The 23,443-nt window shown below is 71.5% G+C and carries 24 protein-coding genes and 1 pseudogene; 9 read left to right on the forward strand and 16 right to left on the reverse strand.

What is annotated here, in order from left to right; all coding sequences use genetic code 11:
• Nucleotides 1-3: 3 nt before the first annotated feature.
• Both ABD691_RS09665 and ABD691_RS09670 read right to left on the reverse strand, forming a co-directional pair.
• Entirely contained in the window at nucleotides 4-645 is a 642-nt protein-coding gene (locus ABD691_RS09665; protein WP_344679768.1) for a response regulator, read from the reverse strand.
• 122 nt (nucleotides 646-767) lie between these two features.
• Complete coding sequence (locus ABD691_RS09670) at nucleotides 768-1,940, reverse strand: helix-turn-helix domain-containing protein (RefSeq protein WP_344679190.1); 1,173 nt, start codon at nucleotides 1,938-1,940, stop codon at nucleotides 768-770.
• 235 nt (nucleotides 1,941-2,175) lie between these two features.
• Here ABD691_RS09670 and ABD691_RS09675 point away from each other — a divergent pair, with 235 nt between their 5' ends.
• Complete coding sequence (locus tag ABD691_RS09675) at nucleotides 2,176-2,481, forward strand: hypothetical protein (RefSeq protein ID WP_344679191.1); 306 nt, start codon at nucleotides 2,176-2,178, stop codon at nucleotides 2,479-2,481.
• Between the two features lie 114 nt (nucleotides 2,482-2,595).
• On the opposite strand, the gene ABD691_RS09680 is transcribed toward ABD691_RS09675, so the two are convergent.
• From ABD691_RS09680 to ABD691_RS09690, 3 genes are read right to left on the reverse strand one after another with little or no spacing between them, the layout of a single operon-like run.
• A complete protein-coding gene (locus ABD691_RS09680; protein WP_344679192.1) occupies nucleotides 2,596-4,677 on the reverse strand; it encodes a xanthine dehydrogenase family protein molybdopterin-binding subunit in 2,082 nt (693 codons plus the stop codon).
• The gene (locus tag ABD691_RS09685) at nucleotides 4,674-5,657 is read right to left on the reverse strand and encodes an FAD binding domain-containing protein (protein WP_344679193.1); all 984 of its coding nucleotides are present in this window, start codon (nucleotides 5,655-5,657) and stop codon (nucleotides 4,674-4,676) included. The genes ABD691_RS09680 and ABD691_RS09685 overlap by 4 nt, the downstream gene beginning before the upstream one ends.
• On the reverse strand, nucleotides 5,654-6,136 hold the full coding sequence (locus ABD691_RS09690) for a (2Fe-2S)-binding protein (protein WP_344679194.1): 483 nt from the start codon (nucleotides 6,134-6,136) through the stop codon (nucleotides 5,654-5,656). Before ABD691_RS09690 ends, ABD691_RS09685 begins: the two co-directional genes overlap by 4 nt.
• A gap of 166 nt (nucleotides 6,137-6,302) precedes the next feature.
• Between ABD691_RS09690 and asnB the strand changes: the two genes are divergently transcribed.
• Entirely contained in the window at nucleotides 6,303-8,237 is a 1,935-nt protein-coding gene (asnB, locus tag ABD691_RS09695) for an asparagine synthase (glutamine-hydrolyzing) (RefSeq protein ID WP_344679195.1), read from the forward strand.
• A gap of 80 nt (nucleotides 8,238-8,317) precedes the next feature.
• On the opposite strand, the gene ABD691_RS09700 is transcribed toward asnB, so the two are convergent.
• The 5 genes from ABD691_RS09700 to ABD691_RS09720 all read right to left on the reverse strand — a co-directional run bounded on the left by ABD691_RS09700 (nucleotide 8,318) and on the right by ABD691_RS09720 (nucleotide 12,785).
• On the reverse strand, nucleotides 8,318-9,565 hold the full coding sequence (locus tag ABD691_RS09700; protein ID WP_344679196.1) for a cytochrome P450: 1,248 nt from the start codon (nucleotides 9,563-9,565) through the stop codon (nucleotides 8,318-8,320).
• A gap of 26 nt (nucleotides 9,566-9,591) precedes the next feature.
• The gene (locus tag ABD691_RS09705) at nucleotides 9,592-10,437 is read right to left on the reverse strand and encodes a DUF4097 family beta strand repeat-containing protein (RefSeq protein WP_344679197.1); all 846 of its coding nucleotides are present in this window, start codon (nucleotides 10,435-10,437) and stop codon (nucleotides 9,592-9,594) included.
• 70 nt (nucleotides 10,438-10,507) lie between these two features.
• A complete protein-coding gene (locus tag ABD691_RS09710) occupies nucleotides 10,508-11,002 on the reverse strand; it encodes a toxin-antitoxin system HicB family antitoxin (protein WP_344679198.1) in 495 nt (164 codons plus the stop codon).
• A gap of 57 nt (nucleotides 11,003-11,059) precedes the next feature.
• Nucleotides 11,060-11,935 (reverse strand): DUF72 domain-containing protein, encoded by an 876-nt coding sequence (locus ABD691_RS09715; RefSeq protein WP_344679770.1) that lies wholly within the window; start codon nucleotides 11,933-11,935, stop codon nucleotides 11,060-11,062.
• 43 nt (nucleotides 11,936-11,978) lie between these two features.
• The gene (locus ABD691_RS09720; protein ID WP_344679199.1) at nucleotides 11,979-12,785 is read right to left on the reverse strand and encodes a thioesterase family protein; all 807 of its coding nucleotides are present in this window, start codon (nucleotides 12,783-12,785) and stop codon (nucleotides 11,979-11,981) included.
• A gap of 122 nt (nucleotides 12,786-12,907) precedes the next feature.
• Here ABD691_RS09720 and ABD691_RS09725 point away from each other — a divergent pair, with 122 nt between their 5' ends.
• Nucleotides 12,908-13,606: a gamma-glutamylcyclotransferase gene (locus ABD691_RS09725; protein WP_344679200.1), complete on the forward strand. Its 699-nt coding sequence runs from the start codon at nucleotides 12,908-12,910 to the stop codon at nucleotides 13,604-13,606.
• 367 nt (nucleotides 13,607-13,973) lie between these two features.
• Here the strand turns inward: ABD691_RS09725 and ABD691_RS09730 are convergent, their stop codons facing one another.
• A complete protein-coding gene (locus ABD691_RS09730; protein WP_344679201.1) occupies nucleotides 13,974-14,891 on the reverse strand; it encodes a ribonuclease Z in 918 nt (305 codons plus the stop codon).
• A 31-nt stretch (nucleotides 14,892-14,922) separates the two neighbouring features.
• On the reverse strand, nucleotides 14,923-15,114 hold the full coding sequence (locus ABD691_RS09735) for a mycothiol transferase (protein ID WP_425565052.1): 192 nt from the start codon (nucleotides 15,112-15,114) through the stop codon (nucleotides 14,923-14,925).
• Between ABD691_RS09735 and ABD691_RS33700 the strand changes: the two genes are divergently transcribed.
• Nucleotides 15,053-15,178 carry a hypothetical protein gene (locus ABD691_RS33700; RefSeq protein ID WP_425565032.1) on the forward strand — a complete coding sequence of 42 codons (126 nt, stop codon included), beginning with the start codon at nucleotides 15,053-15,055 and terminating at the stop codon, nucleotides 15,176-15,178. The two genes, ABD691_RS09735 and ABD691_RS33700, sit on opposite strands and share 62 nt — an antisense overlap.
• A 302-nt stretch (nucleotides 15,179-15,480) precedes the next feature.
• Here ABD691_RS33700 and ABD691_RS09740 read toward each other — a convergent pair whose 3' ends face one another.
• Together ABD691_RS09740 and ABD691_RS09745 are read right to left on the reverse strand one after the other, a co-directional pair.
• Nucleotides 15,481-17,076, reverse strand: a complete 1,596-nt coding sequence (locus tag ABD691_RS09740; RefSeq protein WP_344679203.1) for a 4Fe-4S binding protein — start codon at nucleotides 17,074-17,076, stop codon at nucleotides 15,481-15,483.
• A gap of 11 nt (nucleotides 17,077-17,087) precedes the next feature.
• Nucleotides 17,088-17,984 (reverse strand): AurF N-oxygenase family protein, encoded by an 897-nt coding sequence (locus ABD691_RS09745; protein ID WP_344679204.1) that lies wholly within the window; start codon nucleotides 17,982-17,984, stop codon nucleotides 17,088-17,090.
• A gap of 104 nt (nucleotides 17,985-18,088) precedes the next feature.
• Between ABD691_RS09745 and ABD691_RS09750 the strand changes: the two genes are divergently transcribed.
• Nucleotides 18,089-18,790 carry a TetR/AcrR family transcriptional regulator gene (locus ABD691_RS09750; protein WP_344679205.1) on the forward strand — a complete coding sequence of 234 codons (702 nt, stop codon included), beginning with the start codon at nucleotides 18,089-18,091 and terminating at the stop codon, nucleotides 18,788-18,790.
• Nucleotides 18,791-18,796: 6 nt separating this feature from the next.
• Here the strand turns inward: ABD691_RS09750 and ABD691_RS09755 are convergent, their stop codons facing one another.
• Nucleotides 18,797-19,102, reverse strand: a complete 306-nt coding sequence (locus ABD691_RS09755) for a hypothetical protein (protein ID WP_344679206.1) — start codon at nucleotides 19,100-19,102, stop codon at nucleotides 18,797-18,799.
• A gap of 150 nt (nucleotides 19,103-19,252) precedes the next feature.
• Here ABD691_RS09755 and ABD691_RS09760 point away from each other — a divergent pair, with 150 nt between their 5' ends.
• The 4 genes from ABD691_RS09760 to ABD691_RS09775 all read left to right on the forward strand — a co-directional run bounded on the left by ABD691_RS09760 (nucleotide 19,253) and on the right by ABD691_RS09775 (nucleotide 22,969).
• Entirely contained in the window at nucleotides 19,253-19,792 is a 540-nt protein-coding gene (locus ABD691_RS09760) for a DUF1707 SHOCT-like domain-containing protein (protein ID WP_344679207.1), read from the forward strand.
• Nucleotides 19,793-20,294: 502 nt separating this feature from the next.
• The gene (locus tag ABD691_RS09765; protein ID WP_344679208.1) at nucleotides 20,295-21,296 is read left to right on the forward strand and encodes an NAD(P)-dependent oxidoreductase; all 1,002 of its coding nucleotides are present in this window, start codon (nucleotides 20,295-20,297) and stop codon (nucleotides 21,294-21,296) included.
• Nucleotides 21,293-22,267, forward strand: a complete 975-nt coding sequence (locus ABD691_RS09770) for a DUF1015 family protein (protein ID WP_344679209.1) — start codon at nucleotides 21,293-21,295, stop codon at nucleotides 22,265-22,267. The genes ABD691_RS09765 and ABD691_RS09770 overlap by 4 nt, the downstream gene beginning before the upstream one ends.
• 90 nt (nucleotides 22,268-22,357) lie before the next feature.
• Nucleotides 22,358-22,969 (forward strand): pyridoxamine 5'-phosphate oxidase family protein, encoded by a 612-nt coding sequence (locus ABD691_RS09775; RefSeq protein WP_344679210.1) that lies wholly within the window; start codon nucleotides 22,358-22,360, stop codon nucleotides 22,967-22,969.
• A gap of 5 nt (nucleotides 22,970-22,974) precedes the next feature.
• On the opposite strand, the pseudogene ABD691_RS09780 reads toward ABD691_RS09775, so the two are convergent.
• A pseudogene (locus ABD691_RS09780) lies at nucleotides 22,975-23,443 on the reverse strand (hypothetical protein); the annotation flags it as partial.

Below are 23,443 nucleotides of genomic sequence, written 5' to 3' on the forward strand. Positions count from 1 at the left end.
TGCTCACGGCCGGTCGCGGTAGCGCAGCCGGGTGGCCAGCACCGCGGCCTGGGTGCGCCGCTCCACGCCGAGCTTGGCCAGCAGCCGGGAGACGTAGTTCTTCACCGTCTTCTCCGCCAGGAACATGCGTTCGGCGATCTGCCGGTTGGACAGGCCCTGCTGGATGAGGTCGAGCAGCACCCGCTCCTGACCGGTCAGCCCGGACAGCACCTCGGGGCTGCCGAGCTTGGCCCGCAGCTGGTCCACCAGCGCCGCGGTGCCGCGCTCGCCGAGCAGGGACTGCCCGGCCCCGACCGTGCGCACCGCAGAGGCCAGTTCCATCCCCTTGATGTTCTTGACCACGTAGCCGCTGGCCCCGGCCAGGATCGCGTCCAGCATCGCCTGCTCGTCCACGAACGAGGTGAGCATCAGGCAGTGCAGGTCGGGCAGCCGCGAACGCAGTTCCCGGCACAGCTCGACGCCATTGCCGTCCGGCAGCCGCACGTCCAGCACCGCCACGTCCGGCCGCTGCGCGGGAACCCGCGCCAGCGCCTCCCCGGCCGTCGACGCCTGCCCCACCACCTGCAGGTCGGGTTCGGAGTCGAGCAGCTCGGCCAGGCCCACCCGCACGACCTCGTGGTCGTCGACCAGGAAGACCGTGGTCACGTCCGTTCCGGGCACGGGCTTCAGAGTACGAGCAGGGCCGGTGTCCTTCGAGATGTCTTAGGTCCTCGGCCGGCGCGCGCGTTCGATCCCACCGCGCTGCCAAGGGGAATCGCGCCCCTGGTTCAGAGCGTGAGGCCCGCGCGCTGGGCGACTTTGGTCAGCGTCGGGTTGCTTCGCTTGTGGAGCGAGATGAGGACCCGGATCAGTTCCTGGCTCGTCGGGTGCACTTTGGCCATCTGCGGTGCCGCGTCCCAGGCTGCGGCGAGCGAGTCCAGCGCTCCGCCGCGGTCGCGCAGAGCAAGTTTCGCCCGCGCCAGGTTCAGGTGGTGCGGGGCCACTCTCGTCGCCGGGAGGTGGTGCGGGCGCCGCGCGAGTTCTTCACCGACTCGCAACGCGTCTCGGTGCTTTTCCAAGTCCACAGAGGTCGCCACGACGTGCGTCGCGGTGTTCTCCGGGCCGAAGGTGATGCCGCCGAGGTCGACGTCCTCGGGCAGCCCCTCGGCCGCTTTCCAGGCCGCCGCCGCGTGCCGTTCGGCTTCGGCGCGGTCTCCCATTCGCCCGGCCAGGGTCATGCCGCGCAGGTGCAGCACGCCGAGGCCGAGCGCCCGCTGCCTGCCCGCCATCGACGATTCCGCCCGGACGATCGCGCGGTCCACCACGGTCAGCCCGCCCTCGAAATCACCCGAGTTCAGAAATGTTCCCGCTTCGTCCCGGGAAGCCACCGCAGCGGTGAACGGATTCGCGCGTTCGGCGGCCAGCCGCTGTTTCACCACCGCGAGTTCGGCCAGATCCGTCCACCGGTGCCGGGCGGCGATCCAATAGACGGAACTGTATATGTCGGACACCACGGACCAGGAATCCGGAGCAGCCGACTGGTGCGCCTGGTTGGTGGCCGCACCGAGCAGTCGGGGTAATTTCTCCAGAACTCCGGACAGATCGGCCGCGGCGCGCAGCCGGAACAGTTCCCCGACCTGCCCCAGAACTTCTCCTGGATTTTCCGGCGGCTCTCCCGGCAGGTCGAACCGCCGGATCGCCGCGCGCAATTCCTGCAACCGGGATTCGCCGTCGTGGCGCACCCGGGCCCGCCCGAGCACCTCGTCGAGCGTGATGCCCATGGCCCTGGCGAGCGCCGCGGCGACCCCGTGGCTGAGCGTGCGCTCCCCCACCTCGATCTTGCTCAGCAGGGAGACGGACACGCCCGCCTCGCGCGCGAGCCCGACCTGGCTGATGGCGCGCGCCTTGCGGAGGATCGCGACGTTCCTCCCCGGCCCAGGTGTCTCAACCGAGCTGCTCATGAGCTTAGGTCCTCCGGTAGCGATGTCCCGGCGAATCATCGTCGCAAAGCTGCGGTCATCTGCTAACCCATTGTGCAAGAAATGTGCAAACTCGGTGATCCGCCATGTTGTTCACTGAACAGGGGACGCGCCGGACGAGCACCGACCGACCCGATCCGGAAAATGTTCACTCAAATGGAGCAGAGGAAGCGCGGTGATGTGCCGAACACCGATCCGGTGCAAATCGATTCCCGCGATGAGAGCACCCGAAGAACTGCCGGGAATGCGCCGGAAGGAGCAGCGGACCGCGGTTCGATCGGACTTCTTCGTCGAATCCGACGAGGAGGAACCCGGCGCCGCGATCATCAGCGACACCTGGACCGACCACGCGGGAACAGTGCACGAACGGCGGCCGGGTGGCGAAAACACGACAAGGTGCGGTCTGCACATCGGTCCGCGAAAACATGTCCGGTGCGTGCGCGCGTGCCGCACGTGCGTGGAGGAGAACCTGCGCGACTTCGGCCTGGCGCACCGCTGCTCCCCCGCGTGCTGCCGGCCCTGAGACGCCGGTCGGGCGAGTGGCGGCCCCCCGAACTCCGCTCGCCCGGCCGGTTTCCACCCCGGATCGCCGATCACCCCGGAGGTCGGCCGGGAAACCGGTCCGCGCAGGAACCGGTCAGCGCAGGAACCGGTCTGGGGTCATCGGCAGGTCCCGCACCCGGCGTCCGGTCGCGTGGTGCGCGGCGTTGGCGATGGCCGCGGCGGTGCCGACGATCCCGATCTCGCCGATTCCCTTGGAGCCCATGGGATTCACGTGCGGGTCGTGCTCGTCGAGCCAGTGCACCTCGATGTCGCCGACGTCGGCGTTGGTGGCCACGTGGTACCCGGCGAAGTCGTGGTTGACCACGTGGCCGAACCGCGGATCCAGCACGCTTTCCTCGTGCAGCGCCATGGAAAGCCCCATCGTCATGCCGCCCAGGAACTGCGACCGGGCGGTGCGCGGGTTGATGATCCGCCCGGCGGCGAACACGCCGAGCAGCCGTGGAACCCGGATTTCCCCGGTGTCCTCCCGGATCCGCACCTCGGCGAACTGCGCGCCGAACGCGCGCATCTCGAACCGCCCGCGGTCCGGGTTGTGCGGGGTGGTGCCCTCTGCTTCGTCTCCCTCGTCCGGATCGGTGCCGAACTTCGCCCGGAACTGCTCCACAGCGTCCACGATCGCCGAGCCCCAGCCGGTGATCCCGGTCGATCCGCCCGCGACGGACGCGTTCGGGAACCGGGTGTCGCCGATGCGCAGCACGATATCGTCGAGCCCCACGCCCAGCGCGTCGGCGGCGATCTGGCTCAGCGCGGTCCAGGTTCCGGTGCCGAGGTCGGCGGCGCCGATGCGCACCTCGTAGCCGTCGCCGGTGCGGCGCACCAGCGCGGCGGAGCCGGGGATCACGCCCGCCGGGTAGACCGAGCTCGCCACGCCCGTGCCGACCAGCCAGCCGCCCTCCCGGCGGGCCGCGGGCGCGGGATCGCGGTCCTGCCAGCCGAACCGCCGCGCGCCCTCGCGCAGGCACTCGACGAGGTTGCGGCTGGAGAACGGCAGCCCGCTCTCCGGATCGGACTCGGGCTCGTTGCGGACGCGCAGCTCGATCGGGTCGATGCCGCACGCCGCGGCCAGTTCGTCCATCGCGACCTCGGCGGCGAACATCCCCGGGCACTCGCCCGGCGCGCGCATCCAGGACGGCACCGGCACGTCCAGCGCCGCGAGGCGGTGCGTGGTGCGGCGGTTGGCCGCCGCGTACATGTGCCGGGACGGTTCGGCGCTCTGCTCGGCGAACTCCTTGATCCGGGAGGTCAGCTCGACGACCTCGTGCGCGATCGCGTTCAGCTTGCCCTCGCGGTCCGCACCCAGCCGGACGCGCTGGACCGTCGGCGTGCGGTACCCGGTGAGCGCGAACATCTGCTGCCTGGTCACCGCGAACTTCACCGGTCGTCCCCCGGTCGATTCCGCGGCCATCGCCGCGAGCACGACGTGCGCGTGCGGGAGTCCTTTCGACCCGAAGCCCCCGCCGACGTGCGGTGCGACCACGTGGACCCGCTCGGGGTCCAGGCCGAACACGGCGGCGATGGTCCTGCGCACCGGGTGCACGCCCTGCGTCGAGTCGTACAGCGTTAGCCCGTCACCGTCGCGGATCGCGACGGTGGTGTGCGGTTCCATCGGGTTGTTGTGCTCCATCGGTGTGGTGCAGGTCGCGTCGATCCGCACCGCGGAAGCGCTGTACGCTCCGTCGAAATCGCCTTGGTCGGTGTCGGTGGCGAAGAACGGGTTGACCTGGTCCGGCTTGTAGAGGTCGTCGCGCCCGGGGAAGAAATCCGCGTCGTGCGGCCAGGTTTCGCAGGTGATCCGCACCAGCTCGGCCGCGTGCCGGGCGATCTCGGGGGTTTCGGCGACCACCGCCCCGATCAGCTCACCCCGGAAGTGCACCTCGGGGCCTTGCAGGATCGCCAGCTCGGCGTCCTCTGTGGACGCGAGCCGGGGCGCGTTCTCGTGGGTGAGCACGGCCAGGACCCCGGGCAGCTCCCGCGCCCGCGAGGCGTCCACTTCGGTGATCCGGCCCCTGGCCACCTCCGACACCAGCGGATGCAGGTGGGCCGGGTTCGACAGCGGGTGTTCGAAAGCGTACGCGGCGGTGCCGGTGACCTTCGCCCATCCGTCCAGGCGGGCCACGTCGGTACCGATCACACGCGGTTCCAGCAGGTGCGTCACACGTCCTCCCCAGCCAGTCCGGCGAGCACCGACACCAGCGCCGCCCGCGCCATCGGAATCTTGAAACCGTTGCCGGACAACGGTTCTGCCGCTTCGAGCTCGGCGTCGGCCGCCCGCCCGAAGCCGTCCCGGGTCGCGGGACCGCCGAGCAGCGACCGCTCCGCGCGGGTGGCCCGCCACGGCTTGTGCGCCAGTCCGCCGAAGGCGATGCGGACATCGCGCACCCGTCCGTCGTCGACGTCGAGCGCGGCGGCGACCGAAACCAGCGCGAACGCGAACGACGCGCGGTCGCGCACCTTCCGGTACCGGGAGGCCATCGGGAGTTCCGGCACGTCGACCGAGGTGATCAGCTCCCCGTGCCCGAGCACCGTGTCCCGCTGCGGCTCCCCGTCCGGCAGCCGGTGGAACTCGACGACCGGAACGCTGCGCTGCCCGTCCGGCCCCCGCACCTGCACGACCGCGTCCAGCGCGCAGAGCGCGACCGCCATGTCCGACGGGTTCACGGCAACGCACTGGTCGGAGGCGCCGAGGATCGCGTGGTAGCGGTTCCACCCGCCGATCGCGGAACAACCGGTCCCGGGTTCCCGCTTGTTGCAAGGAGTCGTCGTGTCCTGGAAGTACGGACAGCGGGTTCGCTGCATCAGATTTCCACCCGTGGTGGCGAGATTGCGCAGCTGACCGGAGGCGCCGGAGAGCAATGCCTGCGACAGGACGGGAAAGCGCTCCCTGATCAGCGGGTGCGCGGCCAGATCGCTGTTGCGCACGCCCGCTCCGATCCGCACGCCGCCGTCGTCGAGCGGTTCGACCCGGTCCAGCGCCAGGCCGGTCACGTCGACGAGGAGTTCCGGGCTCGTCACGCCGAGTTTCATGTGGTCGACCAGGTTCGTGCCGCCCGCGAGGAAGGCCGCGGCCGGGGTGCCGGCCACCGCCGCCACCGCGCTGCCGGGGTCCTCCGCGCGCTGGTAGGTGAACGGGATCACGGCGCCACCTCCCGCAGCGCCGCGACGATGTTGGCGTAAGCGCCGCAGCGGCACAGGTTCCCGCTCATGCGCTCGCGGATCTCGTCATCCGGCAGGGCCGGCGACACCGCGCTCGGCCACTCCTGCTCGAGTTCGGTGAGCATTCCCACAGCCGAGCAGATCTGGCCCGGCGTGCAGTAACCGCACTGGAACGCGTCGTGTTCGAGGAACGCCCGCTGCACCGGGTGCGGGCCGTCCTCGGACAGCCCTTCCGCCGTGGTGAACCGGACGTCCTGGCACGCCACCGCCAACGACAGGCAGGTGGTCACCCTCCGCCCGTCGGCGAGCACCGTGCACGCACCGCATTGCCCGTGGTCACAACCCTTCTTCGGGGAGGTGATGCCCAGGTGGTCGCGGAGCGCGTCGAGGACCGTCGTGCGGGTGTCGACAGTCAGTTCGTAGCTGCGGCCATCGACGTCGAGGGTGATGTCGGCTTCCATCGCGCGTCCTTCCTGCGAGCGAGCTGCCCGTCGCGGGCTACCCGGCGCACCGCCGCGCTAACCGGCGGCCGGGCGGAATCAGCCGAAAGCGCGCCCGGCATACTGGGGCGATCATCCATTGGAGCGATCATCGACCTCCCGCGAGAACCGAGGTGTGTGAGAACACGTGTGCGGCCTGCTTGGACTGATCTGCGCCACCGAGAACCACGCGGTCGCCGCGCGGGGTGCCGTCGCCGCGGCGCTGCGCTGCCAGCGCCACCGCGGCCCGGACGAGACCGGGACCTGGGCGGACGGCGAGGTCGTCTACGGCTTCAACCGGCTGGCGCTGATCGACGTGGAGCACTCGCACCAGCCGCTGGTGTGGGGGCCGCCGGAGGCGCCGACCCGGTACACGCTGAACTTCAACGGCGAGATCTACAACTACCGCGAGCTGCGCCACGAGCTCTCGCAGCGGTTCGGCGCCCGGTTCCGCACCGACGGTGACGGGGAGGCGATCGTCGCCGCCTTCCACTACCTCGGCCCGAGCGCGGTGACCCGGCTGCGCGGGATGTTCGCCTTCATGATCTGGGACTCCCAGCAGAAGGTCGTCTTCGGCGCGCGCGACCCGTTCGGCATCAAGCCGCTGTACTACTCGGCCGGGCCGGGCGGGGTGGCGTTCTCCAGCGAGAAGAAGAGCCTGCTGGAGCTCTCGCGCGTCCTCGGGGTCCGGCAGGAGCTGGACCGCCGGGCGCTCCAGCACTACCTGGTGCTCCAGTACGCGCCGGAGCCGGAGACGCTGCACCGCGGCATCCGCCGGGTCGAGTCCGGCACCTCGTTCCGGATGATGCCGGGCGGCCGGGTGGAGTTCCACCGCTACTTCCACCCGCGGTTCAACTCCGTGCCGACCAAGACCAAGGCCGACGAGGAAGCTCTCTACGACCGCATCGCCGACGTCATGCGCGACTCGGTGGCCAAGCACATGATCTCCGACCCGAACGTGACGGTCGGCGCGTTCCTGTCCGGCGGCATCGACTCCACCGCGACCGCGACGCTGGCCAAGCAGCACAACCCGAACCTGATCGCGTTCACCACCGGGTTCGAGCGCGAGGGCTACTCCGAGGTGGACGTCGCCGCCGAGTCGGCCGCCGCGATCGGCGTGCGGCACGTGGTCCGCACCGTGTCCCCGCAGGAGATGATGGAGGCGCTGCCGCTGATCGTCTGGTACCTGGACGACCCGGTGGCCGACCCGGCGCTGGTGCCGCTGTGGTTCATCGCCCGCGAGGCCCGCCGCCACGTCAAGGCGGTGCTGTCCGGCGAGGGCGCCGACGAGCTGTTCGGCGGTTACACGATCTACAACGAGCCGATCTCGCTGGCGCCGTTCGAGAAGATGCCCGGCGGGATGCGCAAGTTCCTCGGCAACGTGTCGGCGAAGATCCCCGAGGGCACCAAGGGCAAGGACCTGCTGCGCCGCGGTTCGCTGTCGCTGGAGGACCGCTACTACGGCAACGCCCGCAACTTCCGCGACGAGCAGCTGCGCGCGGTGCTGTGCAACTACGACGAGAACATCGGCTTCAAGGACGTCACCGCGCCCTGGTACGAGATCTCCCGCGGCTGGGACCCGGTCGCCCGCATGCAGCACATCGACCTGCACACCTGGCTGCGCGGCGACATCCTCACCAAGGCCGACAAGGTGACCATGGCCAACTCGCTGGAGCTGCGGGTGCCGTTCCTGGACCCGGAGGTCTTCCGGATCGCCTCGAGCATCCCGCTGGACCAGAAGCTCGCGGGCGGGACCACCAAGTACGCGCTGCGCCGGGCCCTGGCCAAGATCATCCCGGAGCACGTGCTCGAACGGCGCAAGCTCGGCTTCCCGGTGCCGATCCGGCACTGGCTGCGCAACGAGATGTACGACTGGGCGCGCGGCATCATCGCCGACTCCCGCACCGACGGCCTGCTCGACCGCAACGCGGTGTTCGCGCTGCTGGAGGAGCACCGCGGGGGCCAGCACGACCGCAGCCGCCAGCTCTGGGCGCTGCTGGTGTTCATGATCTGGCACGGCATCTTCATCGAGGGCCGCATCCGCCCGCGCATCCCGGAACCGGCCTACCCGGTCCGGCTCTGAGGGTTCTGCCGGGGCGAGTTCGAACAGCCGCCGGTGCGAGGTCGATCCCCCCAGGAACCGACCTCGCACCGGCGCTGTGCTCAGTTGGGTGAGGCAGGTCCCGTTTCGCTTTCATGGGACGCCGAAGCGGCAGGACCGCTTCGGGCCACCAACGGCAGCTCGCGCACGCCGTTCATCTCGAAATTGGTCCGGAACACCGGCGGGTTGTCCGGGTCGGTGCGCAGCTTCGGGAAGCGGTCGAGCAGGATGTCCAGCACGATCCGGCCCTCCAGCCGCGCCAGCGGCGCGCCGAGGCAGAAGTGCACGCCGCGGCCGAAGCCCAGGTGCGAGCCGGGGGCGCGCCCGATGTCGAAGGCGTGCGGGTCGGCGAACTGGCGCGGGTCCCGGTTGGCCGCGGCGACCCACACCAGCAGCAGCTGGTCGCGGGGCACCGGCGTCCCGGCGATCTCGACGTCGGTGTTGGTGGCCCTGGCCACGAGTGCGAACGGGCTGAGGAACCGCACGGACTCCTCGATCGCGGTCGGCACCAGCGAGCGGTCCGCCCGCACCCGCTCCGCCTGGTCCGGGTGCGCGTCCAGGCACAGCACCGTGTTGCCCAGCAGCAGCGTGGTGGTGATGTGCCCGGCGAGAAGCAGCAGGTTCGCGAAGTTCACCACCTGGTCGTCGGTCAGCCGCTCCCCATCGACCTCGGCCCGCACGAGCTGGGTCAGCAGGTCCTCGCGCGGCCGGGTCCGGCGCTCGGCCGCGTGCCCGAGGAAGTAGTCGCGGATGCTCTGGCGCTTGGCCACGAACTCCTGCATCCTGCGCCGCTGCTCCTCGGCGGGCATGTTCATCGTGATCTCGTTGTCCGGGTCGAACAGCACCTCCGCCCACTCCTTGAACAGGTGGCGGTCGCTGCTGGGCACGCCCAGCAGCTCGGCGATCACGATCACCGGCAGCGGGTAGGCCAGATCGGACACCAGTTCGATCCGATCGCGGCCGGCGTGCTCGTCCAGCAGCTCGTGGGTCAGCTCCGCGATCCGCGGCGCCAGGTCGTTGACGATCTTCGGGGTGAAGGCGTGGCTGACCAGCCTGCGCAGCCTGCCGTGGCCGGGATCGTCCATCTGCACCAGGTTGCCCTCGGTCAGCTCCGGATCGACCCGCACCTCGGACAGCCGCGAGGTGTCGGACGAGAACACCTTGGGGTTGCTCAGGATCTCAAGCGCCTCGGGATAGCCGTAGACGTTCCAGAACCCCTTCTCCCGGTCGAAGCTCACCGGGTGTTCCGGCTGTTCACCCCGCATCCAGAAGTGCTGCGGGTTGATCTGCCAGCGGTCGGCGACGGTCATGGTGGTTCCCCCTCTTCAGGTCGGTTTCAGGAGCGGTGGACGATGATGTCGCCGGTGACCGAGCGGGCCCGCACCCGAACGGTGTCGGCCGCGCCCTCCGGTCCTTCGGCCTCGTCGAGGTGGGTTTCCACCCTGCCGGTCCCGGAGTTGACGTCGAGCCAGGCCGCGGTGCCCTGGCGGATCCCGATCTCCAGCTCCCCGGTGGTGGCGTCGAGCTCGACCGAGCCGCGGGCCACCTCGCCGATCCGGATGTCGCCGTTGGCCGTCCTGGCTCCCACGGAGGCGTGCGCGCGGTCGACCGAGATGTTCCCGTTCGCCGTCCTCATCCGCAGGTCACCGGCGACCTCGCCGAGCCTGGTGTCGCCGTTGGAGTTCTTGACCACCGCGGTGGAGCCCAGCTCGTGGATCCGGACGTCGCCGGAGCCCGTGACGATCTCGGCGTGGCCCTCGGCGCGGTCGACGGTGATCTTCCCGCTGGAGGTCTTCAGGCGCAGCTCCCCCGCGTCCTCCACCCGGATGTCGCCGACGGCGGTCTTGAACCGGCAGTCGCCGAGCCTTCCCTCGCAGCGGAACTCGCCCAGCGCCAGATCGCCCTGCACCCGCGAACCGGCGGGGAGCTCGATCGTGACCTCGACCGAGGCGACGTCGGAGCGGAAGGTGTGGTCGCGCCACTGCCTGGTCGCCTTGACCACCAGCCGGTCGGTGTACTCGACGCGGATCCGCTCGGCCGCCCGCACGTCGGCGGCGGAGCCGGGATCGCTCGGGCGGACGTCCACGGCGGTGTCGGCGCGGTCGCCGGCGATGATCCGGACCTGACCGGCGACGACGTCGATCGTGGCCGAGATCGGTTCTGGTGTGTCGAAAATGGGCATAGCGGTCCCCTCGTGATGTGTGTGGTGAGCGTCCCTGCTGGTCAGGGACGTGTGGTGCGAACTGGTGCGGTCAGCGCACCCAGCCGGTGAAGCGCTGCCCGCGCCTGCCTGGCCGGGCCGCGCGGGGCTCGGGTTCGAGCGCGGCGGCGGCGGCGCGGACGAGCCAGGCGTTGACCGACAGCCGGTCCCGGCCCGCGGCCTCCTCGATGCGGGCCTTGAGGTTCTCGGGCAGGCGGACGTTGATCCGCGACATCGCGCCGTCCTCGGCCTCCGGCTGCGCCTGGGCGGCCTGCGGTTCGGGCTCGGGCTCGGGTTCCTCGGACTGCGGCGGGGTCACGACGAACTCGGGTTCCCGGCCGCGGAGCCGCAGCTCGACCGAGCCGGGCGCGAGGTCGCGGGTGATCTCGTCGGCGGCGGCCGTCAGCGCGTCCAGCAGGGTCAGCCTGGTGGCCGAGTCCAGCGGAGCGGTGAGCCGCTCGGCCAGCGCCCGCGCCTCCTCCCCGCCCGCCTCCGCGGCGACCGCGAGCTCGTGCCGGAGGTTCTCGACGTACGTCGTGAGGTCCATGGCACCATCATGGCACCGTGATGGCACCATCGCAAGCATCAATGGCACACGATGGCATCAAGACAGGCGCGCAGCGAGTGCCATCGCGTCGTGCGGCGCGTGCGCCTTGATGTCGTTGTCGAAGTAGGCGTAGACATCCCGCCCGCCGCGCGAGCGCATCGGGGTCGCCACGGTGTGCTCGGTGACGGGGCTCTTCCCGGAGCGCCACGCGCGGATCAGCTCCGCCCACCTGTCCAGCGCCTCGGCGGTGTAGCCGCTGGCGTAGAGCTCTTCCGCGCCGTGCAGTCTGATGTAGACGAAGTCGCTGGTGACATCCTCCAGGTACGGCCAGGTCCCGGCCGTGTCCGCCACCACGAGCCCGATGTCGTTGTCCCGCAGCAGTTCCACCGCTTCGGCGGTCGCGAAGCCGGGATGCCGGACCTCCAGCGCGTGCCGCAGCGGGCGATCCTGGTCGGTCTCGACCAGCGCGCGGCCGTCCAGCCGCTCGTCGTGCCGGCGGGCCAGTTCGGCCGCGGCCGCGGTGCTGCGCGGCAGGAGGCGGAAGAAGTCCGCGAGCCGGTCGGCGTCGAACCCCAGCGAGGGCGGGAGCTGCCACAGGAACGGGCCGAGCTTGGCGCCCAGCGCGAGCACTCCGGAGGCGAAGAAGTTGGCCAGCGCGGTCTCGGCGCCGCGCAGCTTCTTCATGTGCGTGATGAACCGGCTTCCCTTGACCGCGAACAGGAAGCCCTCCGGCGTCTGGCTCGCCCAGTCCCGGTAGGTGCCGGGGCGCTGGAGCGAGTAGAAGGACGCGTTGACCTCGGCGGTGCGCAGTTTCCCGGCCAGGTACTCCAGTTCCGCGCCCCGGCGCAGGTCCCGCGGGTAGAACGCGCCGTGCCACGGCCCGTAGACCCACCCGGACGTGCCGATCCGGACCTCGTGCGCCCTCGAACCCATGACTACGGGTTTCACCCGCGCCGCACCGCGGAAACGTCGGCGGCTACTGCTCCAGCTGACGAACCGTGAGGATCTGCTGCGCGTGCCCGACCGGCCCGTCCAGGTCGTGGAGCACGGTGCTGGTGACGCCCTGGCCGGACGCGCCGAACACGACGCTGGTGTCGAGCCCGGTCCACCCGCCGCGCGGCTGGCGGTGGAGGTGGATCGACAGGTCGACGTTGGGGAACATCCACTTGTCGGGCTCCTGCCGCACGGCGATGCCGTTGGCGGTGTCGACGAGCCCGACGTAGGCGGCCAGCGGGCTGATCTCCTCACCGGCCACCAGCGGCAGCCGGGTCGACACCCACGCCGTGGCCCGCCCGGGCAGCGGCTCACCGACCGGCCGGAACTCCAGCGACGCGATGTAGCCGCCGCCCCACCGAGAGGTCATCGACCCGGTCGCCAGCTCCTCCTCGGGGAACACCAGCGGATCGGCCTCACCGCCGGCGACGGAGCTGGTGTCCTGCACCGAGAGGAGCCACACCCGGGCCCGGACCACCGGGCGCCCGCCGATGACCGCGGTGGCCTCCACCAGTTCGATGGTGCGGCCCGGCCGGGGCGTCTCCACGTGGATCTCGAACTCCTCGAGCGCGATGCGGCCCAGGATGTCGAAGCTGATCCGGCTGATCAGCAGGTCGGGGCGTCCCTGGCTCGCCCGCACCCGCTCGATCTCGTGGACGAGCAGGCCGCCCAGCGGGCTGACGTGCTGCTCGTCGTCGCGCCAAGCCCCGCCGGTGTGCGCGGTCGGGCGGAAGCGGTTCACGCCGATCCGCTCGAAGTAGCTGGAGACGGCCTCGGGGGTGTCGGTCAACTCTGGTCCTCCCGGTGGTGCATCGGCGCTTCAGCAGTTCTACCCGGCGCAGGCGCCGGTGGGGTGCCGGAGGTGACGATCCCGACACCCGCGCCGGTGCGCGCGTCCGGTAGGAAGGCCCGATGGTCGACTTCAGCGACGAGGACTTCCCCGCCGATCCGTATCCCGGCTCCCGTCCCGACGGTTCGTTCGTGCACATCGGGAAATCAGGTCACCACCTCGTGAACGGGCGGACGCTGCCCGACGGCACCGGGCTCGACGAGTTCCTTTCGGCGCACGGCGCCGCGCCGCTGGCCGGACGGCTTCCGGTGCTGGCCTACGGCTCCAACGCGAACCCGTCGAAGATCTCCTGGCTGCGCGACCGGCTCGGGCTGCGCGGCCCGGTGGTCGTCATCGGCGCGGAGTGCCACGGCGTGAGCGCAGTGTGGTCGGCCGGGGTGCGCGCCCGGGACGGACAGCGTCCGGCGGTCCTGGCGGGACTGCCCGGCGTGGTCGAGCACCACGCGGTGTGGCTGACCACACCGGACCAGCGGGCGGTGCTGGACGAGTGCGAGGGCAGGGGCGAGCGGTACCGGCTGAGCTGGGTGCACGCGCCGGTGCGGCTCGAAGGGCACGGCGCGCTCTCGTCGGTGCTCGCCTACACCGCGCGGCCGGAGGCCGTCGGGGCGGACGTGCCGGTGCACCTCAACCGGTCGCCGCTGGTGGTCGACGGGCACTTCGTGCGGTGTTCCGAGGTCGGGCAGGCCGATGCCGTTCTGCTCGTCGGGGTTGCCGGGGGCGAGGATGGGTTGGTCGTGAGCGAGGTTTCTGGGGAGCCGTGAGTTTGCGGGGTTCGGGGGATTTTTGTCGGGGAGCGGCTTTGTTGGTTCGGGTTCTTTTGGGCTCGTGGTTCTGGGGCGCTCGCCGCCCCCAGACCCCCGGCAGGTCTCCGGGATGAGTCTCCGCTGTGCGCTGCGGTTCGGTTGGGGTGGTTCTCATCCCGTCGACCTCCACGGAGGGCTATCAGACCGCGTCAAGGGGGCCGTCATGCTCGGGCGCTGCGGTTTTGCTTTATGTGCCCCCTTGACACGGCCTGATCGGGCTGGCGCCAGGTCGACGGGATGAGAACCAAACCCCGCCCTTGTAGGTGGTGGGTTCCCTGCTGGGCGCGTTTCGCCTTTGGGGTCCCGTCTTGTCCACAGTGGTTGGTCAGGAATCCCTTCTGGGAACCGGGATCCGCTCCAGGTCCTCGGCCACCACGACGTCTCCGCCGAAGTTGCGCTCGGCTTCTTCCCGGAACAGCGCGGGGTCTGCGTACCGCTGCGAGAAGTGCGTCAGCACCAGCCTGCGCACTCCGCTCCCGGCGGCCACCGCACCCGCCTGTGCCGCCGTGAGGTGTCCGTAGCGCTCGGCCAGGTCCGCGTCGCGGTCCAGGAAGGTCGACTCGATCACCAGCATGTCCGCGCCTTCCGCGAGTTCCCAGACTCCGTCGCACAGGCGGGTGTCCATTATGAAGGCGAAGCGCTGGCCTCGGCGGGGTTCGCTGACTTCCTCCAGCGTGGTCGTGCGGTCTCCCCGTCGCACCGACCCTTCGCGTTGCAGGCAGCCCACGTCCGGTCCCGCGATGCCGAACTCGGCCAGGCGGTCCGGCAGCATCCGCCGCCCGTCCGGTTCGACCAGGCGGTAGCCGAAGGCGTCGATCCGGTGGTCGAGCCGTCTGGTCTCCAGCACGCCGAACGGGCCGGTGGCGATCACGCCAGGGCCTTCCACCGGTTCCTCGACCAGCTGCGCGGTCTCGTCGAACGCCGTGGCGTGCCGCAGGCGGGCGAAGAACTCCCCGCCGGAGGCCGGGAAGTGTGCGCGCACCGGGTGCGGCACGCGGTCGTTGGACAGCCGCTGCACGACCCCCGGGACACCCAGGCAGTGGTCGCCGTGGAAGTGGGTGAGGCAGATCCGGTCGATGTCGTGGGCGCTGACCCCCGCGAGCAGCATCTGGCGCTGGGTCCCCTCGCCTGGGTCGAACAGCAGCCCGGTCCCGTCCCAGCGCAGCAGGTACCCGTTGTGGTTGCGGCGCCGGGTCGGCGTCTGGCTGGAGGTGCCCAGCACGACGAGCTCGCGTTGCGTCACACCGAGCACGATAGGCGGGCGGGTCCGCTGATCACTCCCCCGTGCTCCCGTCGATGCGCTCCCGCAGCAGGTCGGCGTGTCCGTTGTGGCGGGCGTACTCCTCGATCATGTGCCCGAGGATGTATCGCAGCGAGAACACCTGGTCGCGATAACTCCCGGTGATGTCGAGGGATTCGGCTGCGTCGACGATCTCCCGCGACCGCGCGCACGCGCGGTGCCAGATCGAGAACGCCTCGTCGGGGTCGGCGTCGTCGACGTCGAACTCGGTGAACCCGCCGGTGGACTAGCCAGTCAAAGACACGAAGGCCCCATCGTCTTCAAGCGGCGCAGCCGCTTAGCCCACCCAGGCAACCGGCACCGCCGCGGGTTCTCAGGCGTTCGCTGGCGAGGACAGCTTTTTCCGTCGTATTGGCATACGTCGGAAAAAGTTACCGCAGCCAGCGGGCGCCTGAGGTTCCGCCACCGCACCGCTACGCAAAACGAGTCCGGAGACAGCCTCTGCCAGGTAGAAGTGTCTGCACCCGAGCGGGACATGGGAACTCGGGCGCAGACACCGAACTCGTGCCGGACGCGCCACCGGCACGAGACGTCATCGGCGGGAACGGGCCGCCCGCAGCAGGTCCGGCACCGTCGCGAACTTCACCCTCGGCCTGCCCGCCCGCTCTCCGAGCAGCCGCTCGGCCCGGTCGATCGCCTCGGCCTCCTGCCGCCCGATGGCGTCCGGACGGCGCCTGCGGACCAGCCGCGCGAACTCCTTGGCCCCACCGCGCGGAACGGGCAGCTCCGCGACGTCGTCGAGCAATGCCCCGACGGTTTCGGCCGCGCAGGCGCGGTTGGCGCCGATCCCGCCCCGCGCGCCGCGCTTGGCCCAGCCGACGACGTAGGTGCCGGGGCCCACCCGGCCACCGCGATTGGTGATCACCCCGGTCTCCGGGTCGAACGGCAGCCCCTCGACCGGAGTGCCCCAGCACCCGATGGACCGCACCAGCAGCCCCGCGCGGATGTCCCGCACGCCAGCGCCGTCGCCGACCCGGACGGCCCGCATCCGCTCGTCGCCGAGCACTTCGACCGGCGCGGAGCAAAACCGCAGCACGAGCCGCTTCCCCACCGCGGGCGGCGCGGCCCAGTCCACGGATTCGACCGGCAGTCCGCGCAGCAGAGCGGCGGCCGAGTTCGGGTCGGCGTTCGCGATGTCGCCGGCCGCCCCTGGGACGTCGTCGACGACCACCTCGATACCCGGAACCTGTTGCAGCGCATGCAGTTCCGACCGGGTGCAGGCCACGTTCCCCGCACCCCGGCGGCCCAGCAGCACGACCTCCCGGACCGAGCTCGTGCGCAAGGCCGCGAGCGCGTGGTCGGCGATGTCGGTCCGCGACAGCGCGTCCGGATCGGACAGCAGGATGCGGGCCACGTCGAGGGCGACGTTGCCGTTGCCCACGACCACCGCGCGTTCCGACGACAGGTCCACCGCGCCGGGCGCCACACCGGGCAACGCGTTGCACCACCCGACGAACTCCGTCGCCGGGATGCTGCCCGGCAGCTCCTCCCCCGGAACGCCCAGCGCCCGGCTGCCGCTCGCGCCGACGGCGTAGACCACGGCGTGGTGGTGCGCTGCCACCTCGTCGTGGCTGACGTCGCGGCCCACCTCGACGTTGAGGTGCATGCGCACCCTCGGATGCCGGTAACCGGCGGCGAAGGTCTCGCCGATCCGCTTGGTCGACGGGTGGTCCGGCGCGACCCCGAACCGGACCAGACCGCCCGGCACCGGAACCCGGTCGATCAGCGTGATCTCCGCGTCGGTCGACCGGAGCAGGGTCTGCACGGTGTACCCGGCGGCAGGCCCGGTGCCCACGACAGCCACCCGCGGCGCGGTCAGCCCCGAGGGCAGCGAACGCGGGAACCTCGGCGGTCCCCAGCTGTTGTCGGCGGGCTCCCCGTCGAAGTACTGCCGGTTCATCTCGGCATAGCCCAAGTCGCTGCCGCGCAGCCGGTCCACCGGCCGCACCGCGTCCACCGGGCAGGCGTCCGCGCAGGCACCGCAGTCGATGCACGTCCTCGGGTCGATGTAGAGCATGTCGGTGGACCCGAACTCCGGCTCGTCCGGCGTCGGGTGGATGCAGTTGACCGGGCACACCGACACGCAGGACGCGTCGTTGCAGCAGGTCTGGGTGATCGCGAAGGCCATCTCGGTCCCGCTCAGATCATGTGCACGCGCTGGTAGAGCGCGACGGCCGGACGGGGCAGCAGGCCGCTTTCGCCCAGGAACTCCATCAGGCCCGCGCAGGCGTTGCGCATCATCGACTTGCGGTGCTCGTTGGCCGCCACCTCCGCCACCGCCCGGCGGGTGTCGAGCCCGACCGCGTGGTACACGCCCTCGTTGACCAGGCTGTTGACGATGAAGTACGCGACGACGGCGATCAGCGCACCGCTGGTGTAGCGGCGGGTCGGGCTCACCCCGGCCATGTGCTCGCGGATCTCGTGCCGGGCGAACTTCATGTGCCGCGACTCCTCGACCACGTGGATCTTCGAGCTGGTGCGCACGATGTCGAGGACGTTCTCGCCGCGCATCCAGTCGCGCTGCATCACGTCCAGCACCTCCTCGGCGACCAGCGTGCCGCCGTAGGCGACCTCGGCCGAGGCGGTGGACTTGAACAGGCGCGCGAGCTCGACGACGTGGCGGCGCGGGAAGTAGGCGGGCACCCCGAGCTTCTCGCAGGTGCGGGCGAACATGATCGAGTGCCTGCACTCGTCGGCGATCTCGGTGAGCGCGAACTGGAACTCCGGGTTCGCCGGGTCCTTGACGTACTGGTCGCGCAGGATCATCTGCTGCAGGATCATCTCGAACCAGATGCCGGTGCTCATGATCGAGCACACCTCGTGCCGGGTCAGCGCGACCCGCTGCCGCTCGCTCATCTCGTCCCACAGCGGAGTTCCGTAGAGGGTGCTCCACTCCGGGTTCAGCCCGTAGGCGCCGTCGGGCAGCGGCGCGTTCCAGTCGATCTCGCTCGCCGGGTCGTAGGACAGCGTGGCCGAGGATTCCAGCAGCCGCCGGGAAACCTCCGGCCCGGCGTCGTGCACGTCCGCAGCGGTCATCGTCCGCACCTCCCTGTGCCTTTCGGTATAGCAGGTACGTCTTGTACCCGTTACCTGACGGTGAACGGTACAGGCTGTACCCCCTAGCGCGCTAGACTGGCCGCATGACGGCCTCATCCACGCCCCACCGGGTCGACGGCCGCGCCGCGCGCTGGGCGGGCCAGCACGAGCGGCGCAGGCGGGAGTTCGTAGACGCCGCGCTGCGCGCGATCGCCGAACACGGCCCGGAGGTGTCCACCGAGCAGATCGCCGAACAGGCCGGCGTCGCGCGGACCAGGCTCTACAAGCACTTCACCGACACACCCGACCTGCAGGCCGCCATCTCCGAGCGGACCGTGGAGCTGATCACCGCGGAACTGCTGCCCGCGCTGGACCCGCAGCGCACGCCGGTGCAGATGGTCCGCGGCGTGATCAGCGCGCACATCGGCTGGCTGGTCGAGCACGACAACCTGTTCCGCTACCTGACCCGGTACGCGGTGTCCTCGCGCTCGGGCGGGCGCGACGCGTTCACCGACACCAAGTCCGCGATCGCCGGGCACCTCACGCTGATGTTCGAGCACTACCTCGGCGCGTTCGGCATGGACACCCGGGTGGCCGAGATGAGCGCGTTCGGGGTCGTCGGGCTCGTCGAGTCGAGCACCAGCCGGTGGGTGGAGCACCCGGGCGGGATGGACCGCGAGGAACTGGCCGACCTGCTGACCGGCTGGGTGTGGCGGCTGATCGACGACGTGCTGCGCAGCGGCGGGGTCGAGCTCGACCCGCACGAACCGCTCGCCGCGCAGGAGCTCAGCGCGCGCGGCGGCTGAGCGGCGTCAGTCCGGGAGGCGGCGCAGCAGCGCCCGCGCGAACGCGTGCGCGGCCGGGTCGATCTCGTCCCGCCGGGCCGCCGAGCGCAGCCATTCGGCCAGCAGCGGCGCCAGTTCCGGCGACAGGGCGGCGATCCAGCGCGCGCTGCCCGCCCGGGCCTCGGCGACGTGCTCGGTCGTGCCGTCGCCGTGGTGGGCGACTACCTCCGGGCGGGTCGCCAGCAGCCCGCGCAGCTGCCACTCGCCACCGGTGGACGTCGCGGCGAGCCGTTCGAGCGCGTCGGCCGAGGCGATCAGGTCTTCAGTGCGCACCGGGGAATTGTCGCGCATCCGTCCGCTATGGACGACAGTGCTCACATCGTGACCAGCGGCGCACCCCGTTCTGCGTCCAGCCGTCACAATTCCCGCTCCAGCAAAGGGTTTTCCTTCCCGGCGCGACCGGGGCGCCTTACGCTGCCCGCCATGGTGACCGAATTCCGGGCCTCCGACGCCGATCGCGAGCGGTACGCCGCCGCACTCCGGGAAGCGTTCGACGCGGGGCGCCTCACCATGCACGAGTTCGACGAGCGCATCGCGGCGGTGTACACCGCCCGCACCGGTGCCGAGCTGGACCGGATCACCCAGGACCTGCCGACCGGGGACGGGACGACGACCGCGCGGCTGTTCGGCGTCCTCGGCGGTTTCAGCCGCCGCGGCGCGTGGGAGGTGCCGCGGCGGCTGTCGGCGGTCGCGTTCTGGGGCGGCGGCCGGATCGACCTGCGCGAGGCGCGCATCGAGCACCAGGAGGTGCTGATCCGCTGCTACGCGATCATGGGCGGCATGCGGGTCGTGGTGCCGCCCGAGGTCGGGCTGGAGGTCCGGGGCACCGGGTTCATGGGCGGTTTCCGGCGGAGCGCGCGCGGTTCCGGGAACCCGGGGAGCCCGCGGGTGGTGGTCAGCGGGTTCGCCTTCTGGGGCGGTGTGCGGGTCCGCCGCGGGTTCGCGCGGCAGCGCTTCCGCTGACGCTTCCGGCGACCGCGCGCGGGATGCGCGCCGGGCCGGACGGTTCTCGTCCGGCCCGCGTGCCGGGCGGACGGTTCTTGAGCCGCACTCAGATCGGGCTGTACTCAGATCGGGTTGTCCCGAGCCGCACTCAGATCGGCTGTTCCCGACCGCCCGCGTCCCGGACCAGGCCGTTCCCAGCCCGACTCACACCCGCGCTGGCGGTTCTTGCTCGGCCCGCGCGGTTCCCAACCCGACCCGCACCCCGGCAGCGGCGTTCCCACTCGGCCTCCACGGTTCCCACCCGACCCGGACCCCGGCCCGCGCGAGTCCCGCCCCCCACCCCCGATAGAACAGCCCCCATCCCCGTCCGGGCGATTGACCCCGCCCGTCGCGTCTGAATCAGATCCGGGACGTTTTCCCCTTGCCCGTCCGAGGTGTTGACGCCGCTCGGAATTCCCCTTCACCATTGCGCCATGCGCAGTGTGGTGCGCATTGAGCAACAACGGTGCGGGGGTTGCCCATGAGAATCCTGGTCGCCGACACGTTCCCCTCCGGGCACCTGGACCGGCTGGGCGAGCTCGGTCACGACTGCGACTACCGGCCCGACACGACCTCAGGACAACTGCCCGGCCTGCTCGCCGGACGCACCGCCCTGGTGGTGCGCAGCACCCGGGTCACCGCCGAGGCGCTGGAGGGCGCGGACGCGCTGCGCCTGGTCATCCGGGCCGGATCGGGCACCAACACCATCGACCGCGACGCGGCCTCGGCGCGCGGCATCTACGTCTGCAACGTGCCCGGACGCAACGCGATCGCGGTCGCCGAGCTGGCCTGCGCGCTGATGCTGGCGCTGGACCGCGGCCTCTACGACAACGTCGCCGACCTGCGGGCCGGCCGCTGGGACAAGAAGCGCCACTCCCGGGCGCGCGGGATCCACGGCCGCCGGGTCGGCGTGATCGGGCTCGGCCGGATCGGCCTCGCCTTCGCCGAGCGGGCGGCCGCCTTCGGGACCACCGTGTACGCCGTGGCCAAACCCGACCGCTCCGCCCAGGTGCTGGAACGCGCCCGCGCCATCGGCGTCCGCTTCGTCGACGACCTGCCCACGCTCGCGCGCACCTGCGACGTGCTGTCGCTGCACCTGCCCGCCACCGACGGGACGCGGCACCTGGTCGACGCCGACCTGCTGGCGCACGTCCGGCCGGGCACGCTCATCCTCAACACCGCGCGCGGCGACCTCATCGACGAGGACGCGCTGATCGAGGCGATGGAGGACAAGGACGTCCGCGCCGGCCTGGACGTCTACGCCGACGAGCCCGCGGGCGGCACCGGGCGCATCGAGTCCCGGCTGGCCCGGCACCCCAACGTCTACGGCACCCACCACATCGGCGCCTCCACCGAGCAGGCCCAGCAGGCGGTGGCCGACGAGGTGGTGGCCATGGTCGCGGCGTTCCAGTCGGGTTCGGTGCGCCACTGCGTGAACCTCGACGACGTGCGGCCCACCGCGAACTCGGGTGAGTTCCCGTGAGCGCCCTGCCCCTCCGGCGGGGCGCACCGCCGGAATCCCACGGAGTCACCGCCCGCGCGCCGCGCGCGCTGGTCCGGACCGGCCCGGACGGCCACGTCCCGCTGCCCGGGAACGCGACCGTGGTCTACCGGCTCGAAACCGGGCAGCACCGGCAGACCGGGCTGGTGGTCGAGGTCGCGGTGGACGACTACCGGCACGGGCGCATCCTCCGCCACGAGGCCACCCGGCCCGACCACGTCCACCGGCTCACCGAGCTGACCGAGGCCACCGGCACCGAGCAGCTGCCGGTGATGCTTGTCCACAGAGGACACGACGGGCTGCGCGACCGGCTGGCGGCGATCACCGCGGCGCCACCCGACCTGCGGGTGACCGGCAACGGCGTCGTGCACAGCGTCTGGATCCGGGCCGGTTCCGGCGAGCCGCACGAGCTCTCCGGCATCGGCACCTGCTACATCGCCGACGGCCACCACCGGATGTCGGCCGCCGTGCGCCACGCCGACCGGTGGCGGCACCTCGGTCCCGGCCACCCCAGCGCGTTCACGCTCGCCGCGCTGTTCCCGAGCGATGAGATGCGCGTCCTCGGCCACGACCGCCGCTTCCGGCTCCGCGAAAGCACATCCGCCACCGACGTGCTCGGCAGGCTGGCCTCCGTCGCTACCCGGATCGAACCGCTCGACCGCGAGGAGACCGCGCCCGGCTCGGTGGCGGTGAGCATCCGCGACCGCTGGTACCGGGTCCGCGTGTTCTGCGAGCACGAGTCCGCCGCGGTCGACGACGTGCTCGTGCCCGCGCTGCACGGCCTCCTGGAGGACGAGCCGGGCGCCGAGCCCACCGACCTGCGGTTCGTCCCGCACCCGCCGACTGTCGAGCGGATCATGGCGATCTCCGACGCCGGGCTGGTCATGCCGCCCAAGTCGACCTGGTTCGACCCCAAGCCGCTGCCTGGCCTCTTCGTCCGCGAACTGCGCTGACCCCTGGCCGGGCCGCTGTTGGATGGATCACCGGCGGCTGTGCCGGACGGCCCGTCGCGGGCAGGATGACCCCGGGAGGTGGGTCGTCCGATGAGCAGGTTCGCCCGGCTCGTGCTGACCGAGCAGGTGCGGCGGATGCAGCTGGAGCAGGGCAGCCGCCCACCGCACCGGCCCGACCTGGGCGAGCAGGTCGGGCGCACCCGCGACCCGCTCGGCGAGCGGGAGACCGGGTTCATCGCCGCGCGCGACGGCTTCTACCTCGGTAGCGTCGGCGAGACCGGCTGGCCGTACGTGCAGTTCCGCGGCGGACCGCCCGGCTTCGTGCACGTGCTGGATCCGCTGACGATCGCCTTCGCCGAGGTGCGCGGCAACCGCCAGTACCTCACCAGCGGCAACCTCCGCACGGATTCGCGGGTGTCGCTGTTCTTCATGGACTACGCCCACCGGACCCGGCTGAAGCTGCTCGGCCACGCCCGGCTCGTCGGGCTCGACGAGGACCCCGAGCTGACCGGGGCGGTCTGCGCGCACCGCACCGACGGGCGGGTCGAGCGGATCATGGTCGTGGCGGTCGAGGGCCACGACTGGAACTGCCCCAAGCACATCCCGCGCCGCTACCCCGAAGCCGCGGTGTCCGAGCTGCGCGACCGGGTGCAGCGGCTCGAAGCGGAGAACGCGGAGCTGCGCAGGCAGCTGGAGCGCTGACCCGGTCAGCCGTCCCTGCCGGTCACCGCGTGCCGGCCGGGCTCGTCATCACCGACCCGTCCCTCGCCCCGGCGGCGGAAGAACCGGAACCCGGGGATGCCCACGATCGCGCGCCGGACGTCCTGGGTGACCTCCAGCAGCTCGTGGATCTCCGGGCCGACCCGGTCCAGGGTGCGCAGGATCGGCAGCACGTCCTCGAGCACGTGCTCGGTCAGCACCGGCAGCTCGTCGACCAGCCGGATCGCGGCGTCGACCTCCTTCTCGGAGAGCTCGTCGACGAACCGCTCGGCCAGCGGCGCCGCCCGCCGGGCCACCGGAGCGTACGCGGCGAGCAGCTCGTCGGCGGTCGTGGCGGTGCGCCGGGCGTCGGCGACCGTCTTCGACGCGTCGTCGCACACCGCGCCCGCGCGGCCGACCAGCTCCTCGGCGGTGGCCGAGACGCGGCCCGCGCCGGCCACCGCCGCCTCGGCGGCG

Origin of the sequence: Saccharopolyspora taberi (assembly GCF_039534165.1) — a bacterium.
GTDB classification, from domain to species: domain Bacteria; phylum Actinomycetota; class Actinomycetes; order Mycobacteriales; family Pseudonocardiaceae; genus Saccharopolyspora_D; species Saccharopolyspora_D taberi.